Origin of the sequence: Arthrobacter sp. UKPF54-2 (assembly GCF_007858535.1) — a bacterium.
GTDB lineage: Bacteria > Actinomycetota > Actinomycetes > Actinomycetales > Micrococcaceae > Arthrobacter.
The window spans coordinates 1,666,453-1,678,851 of sequence record NZ_CP040174.1 but is presented as its reverse complement, the minus strand read 5'-3'; the positions used below and the strand labels follow the sequence as shown (position 1 = coordinate 1,678,851).

Here is a 12,399-nt window from a genome sequence, read left to right as displayed (position 1 = left end):
CGGCGGCGCGGTCCATGCTGGTGCCATGCAGATCGCGTTCGTCGGCGACGTTATGCTCGGCCGGCTGGTGAACGAGCGGCTGAAGACCGCCGGCCCGGCGTATCCCTGGGGTGACACCCTGCCCGTCCTCCGGCAGGCGGACCTGCGAATCGCCAACCTCGAGTGTGTGCTCGCCGACGGCGGCGCTCCCGAGCCGGGCAAGGTCTTCACCTTCCGCTCCGATGCCAAAAACGTGCGCAGCCTCGTCGCGGCGCAGATCGACGTCGTCTCCCTGGCCAACAACCACGTCCTCGACTACGGGCCGGACGCGCTGCGGGAGATGCTGCCGGTGCTGGAGCGGCACGGGATCCTTCATGCCGGGGCCGGCCCGGACCGGGACACGGCCCGGCGGCCGGCGGTGCGCCGGGTGGGGGCCGACGCCGTCGGATTCGTGGCCTTCACGGACAACCAGCCGGACTGGGAGGAAGCGCCCGGCTCCCCAGGCGTCCACTACGTTCCGGCGGAGGCCGCCGGGGAGCGGGTTGAGGAACTCCTGGAACTGGTCCGGCGGACCGCCTCCCGGGTCCAGCTCCTCATCGTCTCGGCACACTGGGGCGGGAACTGGGGTTCCGAGCCCCCGGCCGCGCACCGGGCCCTGGCGCGGCGGCTGGTCGAGGCGGGCGCCGGCGTCGTCTTCGGGCACTCGCCGCACATTGTCCGCGGGGTCGAGGTCTACCGGGGCCGGCCGGTGATCTACGGCGCGGGGGACTTCGTCGATGACTATGCCGTGGACCCGGAGGAACGCAACGACCGGTCCTTTGTTTTCCTGCTGGAGACCGACGGCGGGACGCCGCGGCGGCTCCTCATGGTTCCCACGGTCATCGCAGGCTTTCAGGCCAGGCTGGCAGGGCACAGTGCCCGGAGTATCTCCGGGCGGATGCAGCGGCTGTGCGCGGACCTGGGCGCCGCGAGCAGCTGGGATGAGGCCGGCGGCTGCCTGGAAATGCCGCTGGCGTAACCGCCCGCCGGTCCGTCACCAGGCCGCGGCTACCATTTACCCCCTGATTTTTCCGCGCCGCAGGCCTACCATGATGGACGGGGGGCACTCGAAAGCGACAACGCTTATTGGAGGCCACGATGTTCACCACTGTCCGCAAAATCTTCCCGCGCATGCAGAAGACATCCGTGGCCACGGGCTGGCACCGCTCCCGGCCCGGCGCGGCCGCTCCCCCGCCCGACGGCGCACGCCCGCGGCGCGTCCTGGCCGGCGCGGCCGCCCTCGCGCTGGCCGCTGGAGGCGGGATCGCGGCCGCCGCACCCGCCGCCGCCTCCTCGGCCCAGAGCTACATTGTGGTGCTTAAGGACACCGCCGGCGACCCGGGGGCCGTGGCCGCCGCCCACCAGGGGAAGTTCGGCTTCACGGCGTCCAAGGTGTACCGGGACGCGGTGAGCGGGTACTCCGTCGCCCTGACGGCGGCCCAGGCCGGCAGCCTCGCCGCCGACCCGAGCGTCGACTTCGTCACCCTCGGCCGGCACTTCGACAAGCCGCTGGAGCCCAAGGCGCCGAACACCGAGGTGGCACCGTTCTGGTGGCTGCGGATCGGCGGCAGCCTGGACGATGCCCGGGAGGGTGCCAATAAGCGGGCCTCCAAGGACGACGGCAGTTCCGGCGTCAACGTGGCGGTCATCGACAGCGGCATTGACGGCAGCCACCCGGACCTCAACGTGCGCGGCGGGGTAGACTGCACCAGCGGCGAACCGGTCAAGGTGACTCCCGTTGACGTGATGGGCCACGGGACGGCGGTGGCCGGGGTCATCGGGGCCCGCAACGACGGCGCCGGCATCATCGGCACGGCGCCGGGAACCCCGCTCTGGTCCGTCCGGGTGGTGTCCGATCAAGGAGCCATCACCGAGGCGAGCCTGATCTGCGCCATTGACTGGGTGACTTCGACCCGCCGGGACAAGGACCGGAACAACGACATCGACGTCGCCAACATCAGCATCGCCGGCCCCGGTTCCAACACGCCCAACTGCGGCAAGGGAACGGATCCCATCCACTACGCGATCTGCCGCTCGGTCCGGTCCGGGGTGGCGTACACGGTCGCGGCCGGAAACGCCGCCTCCGACATCGCCGGCACAATTCCCGCGGCGTACCAGGAGGTCGTCACGGCAACGGCCATGGCGGATTTCGACGGGCATCCGGACGGGCTCGCCCCCAGCATCTGCGGCCGTGACGACTGGAGCGCGCTCGGCCAGCGGGACGACCAGCCGGCGTTCTTCTCGAACTACGCGGTCAACATCAAGGACCAGCGGCACACCGTCGCGGCGCCGGGCGTCTGCATCCTGTCCACGGCCCCCGGCGGCTACAGCGTCAACCACGGCACCAGCTTCGCCAGTCCCGCCGTGGCCGGCGCGGTGGCCCAGTGCATCAAGGAAAAGGCCTGCCGCGGGTCGGGCGCCGACATCAGCGAGCAGTTCCTCGACCTCGCCGAGTCGTACAACAAGCGGCACCACGATTTCGGGTTCGGCGGGGACCCCCTGCGCCCGGCGGGGCCGAAGTACTACGGCTACCTGACCGAAATCATCCGCTTCTAGGGGCCGGCCGGGTCCGCGGCCGGGCAGCGGCAGGCCCCGCGCGGAGCCCAAGGAAATTCCAACGTGCCCTTTCTAGGCTGGGTGTGACGGCAAGTCACTGGAGCCCCACCCGTACCGAAAGAAGGCGCACCATGGACGGCAATTTTCCGGCACCAGCACCCCGGCAGGCCAGGAGCCTGCTGACCTTGCCGCGGGTGGTCCTGCTGACCCTGGTGGTGGCGCTGATTGCGGCGCTGTCGTTCCTTCCGGGCCTGATCGGCTCGGCGTCGGACACCTTTGCGGCCAAGGGCAAATACGTCCCGCAGGTGCGGACCTACTACATCGGCGCGGACGAGACGGACTGGAACTACGCACCCACCGGATCAAACCAGCTCACGGGTGAGCCGTTCGACGAGACGGCCGCGGTCTTCACCCGCCAGGGCCCCGACCGCATCGGCAGCACGTACATCAAATCCCTCTACCGGGAGTACACCGATTCCTCCTTCCGGACGCTGAAGCCGCGCAGCGCCGCGGACGAGCACCTCGGCATGCTGGGCCCGGTCATCCGCGCCGTCGTCGGGGACACCATCAAGGTGGTGTTCAAGAACAACCTGGACCGTCCCGCCGCCGTCCACGTGCACGGCGTGTTCTACGACAAGGCCAACGAGGGCGCCCCCTACAACGACGGCACCGGCCCCGCGCAGAAGGGCGACGACGCCGTACCGCCCGGGAGCGTCTATACCTACAGCTACCAGGTCCCGGAGCGGGCCGGCCCCGGGCCGATGGACGGCAGCTCGGTCATGTGGATGTACCACTCGCACACCGACGAGGTGGGCGACGACTACGCCGGGCTGGTGGGTCCGATGGTCATCACCAAGGCCGGGTCCGCCCGCGCCGACGGCACACCGGACGATGTTGACCGGGAATTCTTCGTCCAGTTCAAGGTCAGCAATGAGAACGCCAGCCCGTACCTGCAGCGCAACATCCAGCGCTTCGCCGGGAACCCCGGGTCGGTCAACCCCGGAGACGAGGAATTCATCGAGAGCAACCTCATGCACAGCGTCAACGGCTACGTGTACGGGAACCTGCCATTGGACGCCCTGACCATGAAAAAGGGCGAACGGGTGCGCTGGTACCTGATGGGCATGGGCACCGAAGTGGACTTGCACACCCCGCACTGGCACGGCAACACGGTCACCGCGCTGGGAATGCGCACCGACGTCGTGAGTTTGCTCCCGGCCACCATGGTCACCGCCGACATGGTCCCGGACGACCCGGGCACCTGGCTCTTCCACTGCCACGTCAACGACCACATCACCGCCGGCATGCTCGTCCGGTACCGCGTGCTCGACCCGGGCAGCCCCGGCAACGGCAACGGGAATGGAAATGGCAACGGCAGCGGGAGCCACACCGGCCACTCCTGAGCCGCGGCACCGGACCCGTGCCGGGCGGCCGCGCCACTGCGCCGCCGCCCGCCGTCGGGCGAGGTCCGCGGGCTGAACTAGGCTGGCGGGCATGGGGATACGCAGCGGAGGAATGTCAGGCAGCGCAGCAACAACAGCGGCGGCAGCCGCGGCGGGAATCGGGTGGCTTCTCAGCGGAGCACTTTTCGCCGCGCTGAGCTGGTTCAGTGTTCTGCCCGCCTCCCTGGTGCGCCTGTTGGTTCCTGAAACAGTGGTTGCGACCGCCTGGCGCGCCGTGATGCCGTGGCCGCTGGCTATTCCCGTGCTCTCGGTCCTGACGCTGCTGGGCGTGCTGTTGCTCCTGCTGCGTTTTGCCGTTCCCCGCGCGACGGCGGACCGGCCCGGTGCTCAGCCCGGTTCTCGGGCCGATCTGATGAGCGTGTGGCTGTGTGTGGTGCTCGCGTCGTTCCTGACCAGCGCGCTCTGGTCCGCCGGGAGCATCCTGGCGCAATGGCCGCCGCCACGTGCCGCGATGCTGTTCGACGCCGCAGGCACCGCCCTGCTGTCCGCCGGCTACTGGGGCATTGTCTGGGGCTGGGTCCCGGCCGTCGCCTGGGTTCGGGTGGCCCGCCGCGCACCGCACGGGCAAGGCACTGTTCCCGACGCCGTACCGCGCCGGCTCCCTGCGGGCGCCCCCGTGGCGGCCACCGCCGTCGTCGCCATGCTGCTGGTGGCCGCCGCGCCGCTGTCCGGGTCGGCCACCCGCGCCGCCAGCCTGGCGCAGGCCCGGCCGGCCCCCGCGCCATCGCCAACCCCTCCGCCGGTCGTCTACGGCTCGCCCACCGTTGGTCCGTCCCTGCAGGCTGCCGATCCGGCCTGGTGCCGGAGCGAGCAGGTCCGGATCACCCTCGGCGAACCCGACGCCGCCACCGGCCACCGGGGCATGCCCCTCCGGCTGCTCAACACCGGCGGAACGCCCTGCGTACTCAATGCCTATCCGGATGTCGCGTTCAACGACACCGCAGGCTGGGCGATGGACATCCTGGCGGTGCACGGCGGCTCATTTATGACCACGGACCGGGGCCCCAGCCCTGTCACGGTGGCCCCCGGCGCCACCGCCGAGGCGTTCCTGGGCTGGAATGCCATGGCCGGCGCGGGCGACACACGGGTGGGCACCATCCTGGTGGCACCCTTCGCCGGCGTCCCCCGCACCAGCCTGCCCGCGGACCTGGACATGGTGAGCGGCGGCTACGTGGCCGTGACCGCCTGGAGCTTGGCCAAGCCTGCCGCTTAGGCGGTGCCGATCTCGCGGTTCACCGCGGGCATGATTTCGGTGGCCAGCAGCTCGATGGAGCGCGCGGTCTCGGCAAAGGGCAGGCTGCCGAGTCCGATCTGGGCCAGGTAGCGGCTGTTGCCGAGGGTGGCGTGGATTTCCAGCAGCTTCTCGATGACCTGCTGCGGGCTCCCCACCAGGAGGCCGCCGCCGGGCTCGGTCCACTCGTCAAAGGTGGCGCGCGGGAAGTGGTCCACCGGGCGCGGCATGTTCTGCTCGAAGTAGGCGCGGTAGTGCGGGTAGAAGGTGTCGCGTGCCTGCTGCGAGGTGGGCGCGGCGTAGAAGTGGCCGCCGGCGCCCACCTGCAGCCCGGCGGCGTCGTGGCCGGCGTCGGCCGCGCTCTGCCGGTAGAGCTCCACGAGCCGGCGGAACCGGGCGGGACCGGACAGCAGCGCAACGAACAGCGGCAGGCCAAGCCGTCCGGCGCGGGCAAAGCTCGCCGGCGTCCCGCCCACGCCCACCCAGACGGGCAGCTTGGCCTGCGCCGGCCGCGGCGCCACGTCCATGCCCGCCAGGTTCTGCGTCAGGCGCCCGTTCCAGTCAACGACGGCGTTGTCCCGCAGTTCCAGCAGCATCCCCAGCTTCTCGTCGAAGAGCTCGTCGTAGTCCTCCAGCCGGTGCCCAAACAGCGGGTAGGACTCCACGAAGGCGCCCCGGCCCACGATGATCTCGGCGCGGCCGTCCGAGATCAGGTCCAAGGTTGAAAACTGCTCGAAGAGGCGCACCGGGTCCTGGGTGGAGAGCACGGTGACGGCGGTGCCGAGCCTCAGGTTCTTGGTCTCCCGGGCAATCGCAGCGAGCACGATTTCCGGCGCCGAGAGGGCAAAGTCGTGGCGGTGGTGTTCCCCGAGGCCGAGGAACCCGAGGCCCGCCTGGTCGGCCAGCTTCGCCAGCTCGATGATCTCCGTCAACCGCTGTTGCGGCGACCGGGCACTGCCGGTGCTGATGTTGCGGGAAAGCTCGCCAAAGGTAAAGATGCCAAAGTCCATGCTTTATTGAACATTCAAGTATTGAGTTTCATTCCGGGCCCACTTCGACGGTTCCGTGTGCGATCGACGCCGGGAAACGTCGAGCGCGCGGGGAACCGTCGAAACGGCGCAGGAGAGCCGGCGTTAACATGCCCGAAACATGGCCGAGACGCCTTCTTCACACAACGCCGATTCCTGTAACTTCCCTGCAACGTAGTTCCCGACTGCCTGAAACACGGGCCCGCGAGGATTAAACCAGGTTGGGGGCCGGCGGCGAGGTGTCCCGGTACGGCGATTTGTTGAGAAGGGACACTCAGGTGCAACTCACTGCGGGAAACATCTGGATCATGGTCTCGGCGGCCCTCGCGCTGCTCATGACCCCGGCCCTGGGGCTCTTTTACGGCGGCATGACCCGGGCCAAGGCCTCCCTGAATATGATCATGATGAGCTTCGTCTCGGCCGGCATCGTCGGTGTGGTCTGGGTGCTCTGGGGCTACCCCATGACCAGCGGCAAGGGCGTCCTGGGCATCTTCGGAGACCCGTTCGCCAGCTTCGGCCTGGCCGGGCTGATGGGGTCCCCGGAGCTCCTCAAGGCCGGCTTCAGCGCAACCTTCGCCATCATCACCGTCGCCCTGATCAGCGGCGCCATCGCCGACCGTGCCAAGTTCACCGCCTGGGCGCTCTTCGTTCCGGTCTGGATCACCCTGGTGTACTGCCCGCTGGCCTTTATGGTCTGGGGCGGCGGCCTGATGAGCGCCGGCGGGGCCGTCAGCTCCATCTTCGGCCAGGTGATCGACTTCGCCGGCGGCACCGTGGTCGAAATCAGCTCCGGCACCGCCGCCCTCGTGCTGGTCATGATCCTGGGCAACCGCCACGGCTTCGGCAAGGATCCGGCCCACCGGCCGCACAACATCCCGTTCATCATGCTCGGCGCCGGGATCCTCTGGTTCGGCTGGTTCGGCTTCAACGCCGGTGCGGCGACGACGGCGGAACAGGCCGGCCTGATCTGGGTCAACACCCTCGCCGCCCCGGCCGCGGCCATGCTCAGCTGGCTGGTGGCCGAAAAGGTCCGCCACGGCCACCCCACCTCGCTGGGCGCGGCGTCCGGCGTCGTGGCCGGCCTGGTCGCCATCACCCCGTCCTGCGCCAACATCAGCCCGCTCGCCGCGATCGTCCTGGGCCTGGTGGCCGGCGCCGCCTGCTGCGTTTTCGTGGACCTGAAGTTCAAGTTCGGCTTCGATGACTCGCTCGACGTCGTCGGCGTTCACCTGGGCGGCGGGCTGATCGGGACGCTGGCGCTTGGTTTCATCGCACTGCCGGTGGACGGCCAGGGCGGCGGGCTCTTCTACGGCGGCGGCCTGCACCAGCTGCTCGCGCAGACCGTGGCCGTGCTGATCACCGTCACGCTGTCCGGACTGGGCACGGCGGTCATCGGGCTCGCGCTGCACAAGAGCATCGGCTTCCGCGTCAGCCACGAGGACGAGGTGGCCGGCGTGGACCGCTCGGAGCACGCCGAGACCGCCTACGAATTCGACGGCCTGGCGCACAGCCGCTTCAACCCGTTCGGGCACCACCTCCAGGCCCACCACGTGAACGCCCACGCCGCGGCGACTGCCGCTGCCGCTGCTGCTACGGCACCGCACGGCCAGCCGGAGCGCGTGCGGGAAGACAGCTTCGTGTAACGCTGCGGGGCGGGCCGGGAACCCCTCGGCATCCGCCGAAAGACCAGCCTGACAGAATGGCCTCATGGAACTCGCCCTCGGACTCCTGGTGCTCGTGGCCGTGGTCTGCGCCGGCAGCGCACTGGGCCGCAAGCTCAATGTCTCCGTCCCCCTGCTGCTGGTGCTGGCAGGCGTGGCGGGTTCCTTCCTCCCCTTTGTCCCGCCGATCGAGCTGAACCCGGAGCTGGTCCTGGTCGGACTGTTGCCGCCGCTGCTCTACGCCGCGGCGCTGCGGACCTCGCTCTTCGACTTCGGCTCCAACCGCCGCGCCATCGGGCTGCTCTCGGTGGGCTACGTCATCTTCGGAACCCTGGCCGTCGGCTTTGTGGTCTGGTGGCTGTTCCCGGAAATTCCGCTGGCCGCGGCGATCGCCTTGGGTGCCGTGGTGGCGCCGCCGGACGCCGTGGCCGCGACTGCCATCGCCCGCAAGGTGGGCATGCCCCGCCGGATCGTCACCATCCTCGAAGGTGAATCACTGGTCAACGATGCCACCGCGCTGGTCTGCCTGCGCGCCGCCATCGCGGCGATCGCCGGGACCGTGTCCGCGGCCGGGATCGCGGGCGGTTTCGTGCTCGCGGCCGGAGGCGGGCTGGTGGTGGGCCTGGCTGCCGCCTACGTCCTGACCGAGCTCCGCAAGCGGATCCGGAACGTCGCCATCAACACCTCGACGTCGTTGATGGCCCCGTTCGTCGCCTACCTCCCCGCCGAGGCGATCCACGCCTCCGGGGTCCTCGCCGTCGTCGTCGCCGGGCTGGTGATGGGCACCAAGGCGCCGTCAATGCCCAACGGGGCCGCCCGGCTGAGCCAGCGCAGCAACTGGAACACCGTGCAGTTCCTGCTCGAAAACTCCGTGTTCCTGCTGATCGGGCTGCAGGTCAGCACCATCATCGAGGGCGTTCAGGACGACTCGCTGGGCGCCGGGCGGATCTGGGCCGGCTGCGCGGTGATCCTGCTGGCAGTGCTGCTGCTCCGGCCGGTGTGGGTGTTCCCGGCGACGTACCTGCCCCGGCTGATCCCGTCCATCCGGCGCAAGGACCCGGCACCGCCGTGGCAGTTCGCCGCGATTGTGTCCTGGGCGGGGATGCGCGGGGTGGTGACGCTGGCTGCGGTGCTGGTGCTGCCCGCGGACCTGGAACACCGGCAGGTGCTGGTCCTGGCCGCGCTGGTGGTGGTTGGCGGGACGCTGACGCTGCAGGGCTTCACCCTGCCGGCGCTGGTGCGCCTGCTCCGGGTGCAGGGCCCGGACCAGCGCGAGGACGCCCTGAACCAGGCGTCGCTGATGCAGCTGGCCACCGCGGCCGGGGTGGCGCGGCTGCAGGAACTGCGCACGGACAACGATCCGCCGGAGGTCGTGGCCATGCTCAAGCGCCGCACCCAGGAGCGCGGGCTGGCGGCCTGGGAACGGCTCGGCCGGCCGACGGCGGAAGCCGCGACCCCCAGCCAGCGCTATGCCCAGCTACGGCTGGCCATGCTGGACGCGGAACGGGCCAAGGTGCTGGAGCTGCGCCGTGGCGGCGAGTACGCCCACGAGGTCCTGAGCGAAGTCCTCGACCGGCTGGATGTGGAGGAATCCATGCTGGACGTCGCCCTCGATGAGCTGGACACCGCCGGCGAGGGCGGCGGGGAAGGGATCGCGCGGCCCGGCGGGGTCTGCGGACACCTCGAGGCCGCGCCGGACCCGGACGTGCCGCCCGACCCTTTCTGCGCGGACTGCCGCCGCGAGGGCACGACGCCGGTGCACCTGCGGATGTGCCTGGCGTGCGGAACCGTGGGCTGCTGCGATTCCTCCCCCGGAACGCACGCCTCCCGGCACTTCGAGGCCACCGGCCACCCGGTGATGCGCAGCATCGAGCCGGGCGAGGACTGGCGCTGGTGCTACCAGGACGACCTGCTGGGGTGATGCCAAGTAGGTGCGCCGCGCGTACCCTCGGTTTGTGGACATTGTCGAGTTTCTGTCCGAGCGCATTTCCGAGGACGAGGCCGCGGCCCGGACCCTGCTCAGCGACCGGACCGTCTCCAAGTCCGGCGAATGGTATGAACAGCGCCTGCTGCTCGAATGCGAGGCGAAACGGCGGCTGATCGGCGTCGTCGAGGCGGCACGGCAGTCGGCGCTGGCCGCGATGGTCAGCGATCCGCTCCAGGAGGCCCACTGGGCGCCGCGGTCGCTGGACTGGATGGAGCGTTCGCTGCAGGCCCTGGCGCTGCCCTATTTCGACCATCCGGACTTCGAGCAGGGCTGGCTTCGGCCCTGAGCACGGGCTTGGGCCGGGCCCGCTTGGCGGCCCGTGAAATATCCGCGCCCAGGATGCCGTTGGCCCGGATATGACAACAATCGGAATCATCGGGGCAGGACACATTGGCAGCCAGGTCGCACGGAAGGCCGTGCAGCTCGGCTACGACGTCGTGATCAGCAACTCCCGGGGCCCGGAAACCCTAACGGAACTCGTCGCCGAACTGGGGCCGCGGGCCCGGGCAGCCACCGCGGCGGAGGCCGCCGCGGCCGGCGATTTCGCCGTCGTGACCGTCCCGCTGAAGAACATCAAGGACATCCCGGCCGAGCCGCTGGCGGGCAAGATCGTGATCGATACAAACAACTACTACTGGGAGCGCGACGGCCGGTTCCCCGCCCTGGACAACGGCGAGGCCACGACGTCGGGACTGCTGCAGGAGCACCTGCCCGCCTCCAAGGTGGCCAAGGGGTTCAACCACATCATGGCCGCCCAGATCACCACCGACGGCACCCCCGACGGCACGGAGAACCGGCGTGCGCTGGCCACCGCGAGCGACTTTCCGGAAGCCGCCGAGCTCGTGACCCGGCTCTACGATGAGTTCGGCTTCGACACCGTCAACATCGGCCCGCTGTCCGAAAGCTGGCGCGTGGAACGGGACCGCCCGGCGTACGTGGTCCGCCAAAACGCCGCCGAACTCCGGGACAACCTGGCCAAGGCACCCCGCACCGTCCGCGCCCACTAGGGTGCTTCACGACGGCGGCGGCGGCGCCCGCCGCCGTCCCTATGCCTCCCGCTCCCCCGCGGGAGCACGGCTTTTCCCCGACCAGGCAACGGCCAGCAGCCACACGGACCACACCAGGACCAGGACAATACCCGCCAGCGTGGGGATGGCATTCGCCGAAGAGAAGCCCACGGCGCCGATGATCCAGCCCTGGGCAAGGTAGGCCAGCCCGGAGAGCACCATCAGGTACCCGGGCGGCCGGGAGACCCGGCCGGTGCCGGCGATCACGGCGCCGGTGAGGACCAGGGCCGCGCCCAGGACAAAGCTCTGGTAGCTGCGCATCCCCCACTCCAGCCAGCGGATGCCCTCGGCTGTCGCAAACCGGCCGGCCTTCTCCGGCTCCGCGGCGGCAGCCCAGGCGTCCACGGCGTGTTTGAGGGCAACCCCGTCCACGGCCTGGAGCGCCGCGTACAAAACCAGCGCTGCCACCGCCGCGACCGCGGCGGACCGGGCCGTCCAGGCGAGGGCACCGTCCGGCGGTTTCAGGACCACGATCAGGACCAGCAGCCCCGCGACCAGCAACCCCATCCCTGCGAACTGGCCCAGGTGGACGGCCGTCCAGATGCCGCTGCGTGCGTACTCCGCGAACGTCGCCGCGTGGTCGTTCGCATTGGCGGAATCGGCGTGGAACAGCCCGGCCAGCAAGGAGACGACGACGCCGGCAAAGGCGAGCGTGGCGGCCAGCCGCAATGGCGCACGGGGCGGTGCTGGCCGTGCCGGTCCAGCCGGCCGGGCACCCGGACTTTCCTCTGACCTGAACTGCTGCATGGGCATCGCCCGCTTCGTGCCGGCGCGCAACTGCGCGAGTCGTGCAGTGCGCGATAGGTGCGTATAAGCGCAGGCTACGCCGCTTGCTCCCGCGGGGCCACAGTCCGCGCTGACTCATGAAAAGGTCCGGCGTCCGCCCGGTCCCCGCGCTGCACACTCGCGCCGCTAACGTGCGACGCTAGTGGCATGGACCTGGAGGTGTCACCCGCTCTCACGATCCCTGCGTCGGAACTCGGCTGGCGGTTCTCGCGGTCCTCCGGGCCGGGCGGCCAGCACGTCAACACCTCGGACAGCCGGGTCGAGCTCTCCTGGAATGTGGCCGGGTCCGCGGCGCTCTCGGACGGCCAGCGGCTGCGGCTGACCTCGCGCCTGGGACAACGCCTCATCGACGGCGTCATCACCGTGTCCGCCTCCGAGCGGCGTTCCCAGCTGCGCAACCGCGAGATTGCCCTGGCCAAGCTCTCCGCCCTGGTCGCAGGGGCCCTCGCTCCCGACGCAGCACGCCGGCGGGCCACCAAGCCCACCCGCGCATCGAACCGCCGGCGGCTCGCAGCGAAGGAACAGCGGGCAGCGACGAAGCAGCAGCGACGGCGGCCCCCGGCCGAATGATCCGGGCGGAATTATCCCGGCCGAATGATCCG

11 protein-coding genes are annotated in these 12,399 nt (G+C 70.2%); 9 read left to right on the top strand and 2 right to left on the bottom strand.

Annotation, left to right across the window (positions count from 1 at the left end):
* Positions 1–25 precede the first annotated feature (25 nt).
* The 4 genes from E7Y32_RS07630 to E7Y32_RS07615 all read left to right on the top strand — a co-directional run bounded on the left by E7Y32_RS07630 (position 26) and on the right by E7Y32_RS07615 (position 5,250).
* Entirely contained in the window at positions 26–997 is a 972-nt protein-coding gene (locus E7Y32_RS07630; RefSeq protein WP_146336601.1) for a CapA family protein, read from the top strand.
* 119 nt (positions 998–1,116) lie between these two features.
* Positions 1,117–2,574, top strand: coding sequence for a S8 family serine peptidase (locus E7Y32_RS07625; protein WP_261382576.1), 1,458 nt, complete (start codon positions 1,117–1,119; stop codon positions 2,572–2,574).
* A 131-nt stretch (positions 2,575–2,705) separates the two neighbouring features.
* Positions 2,706–3,977, top strand: coding sequence for a multicopper oxidase domain-containing protein (locus E7Y32_RS07620; RefSeq protein ID WP_146336600.1), 1,272 nt, complete (start codon positions 2,706–2,708; stop codon positions 3,975–3,977).
* A 235-nt stretch (positions 3,978–4,212) separates the two neighbouring features.
* Positions 4,213–5,250, top strand: coding sequence for a DUF4232 domain-containing protein (locus tag E7Y32_RS07615; protein WP_186467077.1), 1,038 nt, complete (start codon positions 4,213–4,215; stop codon positions 5,248–5,250).
* Here the strand turns inward: E7Y32_RS07615 and E7Y32_RS07610 are convergent.
* Entirely contained in the window at positions 5,247–6,278 is a 1,032-nt protein-coding gene (locus E7Y32_RS07610; RefSeq protein WP_146336598.1) for an LLM class flavin-dependent oxidoreductase, read from the bottom strand. The genes E7Y32_RS07615 and E7Y32_RS07610 overlap by 4 nt on opposite strands.
* Before the next feature lie 296 nt (positions 6,279–6,574).
* On the opposite strand from E7Y32_RS07610, the gene E7Y32_RS07605 reads away from it, so the two are divergent.
* From E7Y32_RS07605 to E7Y32_RS07590, 4 genes are all read left to right on the top strand, one after another.
* Positions 6,575–7,939, top strand: coding sequence for an ammonium transporter (locus E7Y32_RS07605; protein ID WP_186467076.1), 1,365 nt, complete (start codon positions 6,575–6,577; stop codon positions 7,937–7,939).
* A gap of 64 nt (positions 7,940–8,003) precedes the next feature.
* Positions 8,004–9,878: a Na+/H+ antiporter gene (locus E7Y32_RS07600; protein ID WP_146336597.1), complete on the top strand. Its 1,875-nt coding sequence runs from the start codon at positions 8,004–8,006 to the stop codon at positions 9,876–9,878.
* A 34-nt stretch (positions 9,879–9,912) separates the two neighbouring features.
* Positions 9,913–10,230, top strand: coding sequence for a DUF6221 family protein (locus E7Y32_RS07595; protein ID WP_146336596.1), 318 nt, complete (start codon positions 9,913–9,915; stop codon positions 10,228–10,230).
* Positions 10,231–10,300: 70 nt separating this feature from the next.
* Positions 10,301–10,951, top strand: coding sequence for an NADPH-dependent F420 reductase (locus E7Y32_RS07590; RefSeq protein ID WP_146336595.1), 651 nt, complete (start codon positions 10,301–10,303; stop codon positions 10,949–10,951).
* Positions 10,952–10,990: 39 nt separating this feature from the next.
* On the opposite strand, the gene E7Y32_RS07585 is transcribed toward E7Y32_RS07590, so the two are convergent.
* On the bottom strand, positions 10,991–11,680 hold the full coding sequence (locus tag E7Y32_RS07585; protein WP_261382575.1) for a hypothetical protein: 690 nt from the start codon (positions 11,678–11,680) through the stop codon (positions 10,991–10,993).
* Positions 11,681–11,944: 264 nt separating this feature from the next.
* On the opposite strand from E7Y32_RS07585, the gene arfB reads away from it, so the two are divergent.
* Positions 11,945–12,367, top strand: coding sequence for an alternative ribosome rescue aminoacyl-tRNA hydrolase ArfB (gene arfB, locus E7Y32_RS07580; protein ID WP_146336594.1), 423 nt, complete (start codon positions 11,945–11,947; stop codon positions 12,365–12,367).
* Positions 12,368–12,399 lie beyond the last annotated feature (32 nt).

Excerpts from the sequence above, each read along its gene's own strand:
- arfB (WP_146336594.1), top strand. The coding sequence starts at position 11,945 with ATGGACCTGGAGGTGTCACCCGCTCTCACGATCCCTGCGTCGGAACTC.
- E7Y32_RS07590 (WP_146336595.1), top strand. The coding sequence starts at position 10,301 with ATGACAACAATCGGAATCATCGGGGCAGGACACATTGGCAGCCAGGTC.
- E7Y32_RS07625 (WP_261382576.1), top strand. The coding sequence starts at position 1,117 with ATGTTCACCACTGTCCGCAAAATCTTCCCGCGCATGCAGAAGACATCC.
- E7Y32_RS07600 (WP_146336597.1), top strand. The coding sequence starts at position 8,004 with ATGGAACTCGCCCTCGGACTCCTGGTGCTCGTGGCCGTGGTCTGCGCC.
- E7Y32_RS07610 (WP_146336598.1), bottom strand. The coding sequence starts at position 6,278 with ATGGACTTTGGCATCTTTACCTTTGGCGAGCTTTCCCGCAACATCAGC.
- E7Y32_RS07620 (WP_146336600.1), top strand. The coding sequence starts at position 2,706 with ATGGACGGCAATTTTCCGGCACCAGCACCCCGGCAGGCCAGGAGCCTG.
- E7Y32_RS07630 (WP_146336601.1), top strand. The coding sequence starts at position 26 with ATGCAGATCGCGTTCGTCGGCGACGTTATGCTCGGCCGGCTGGTGAAC.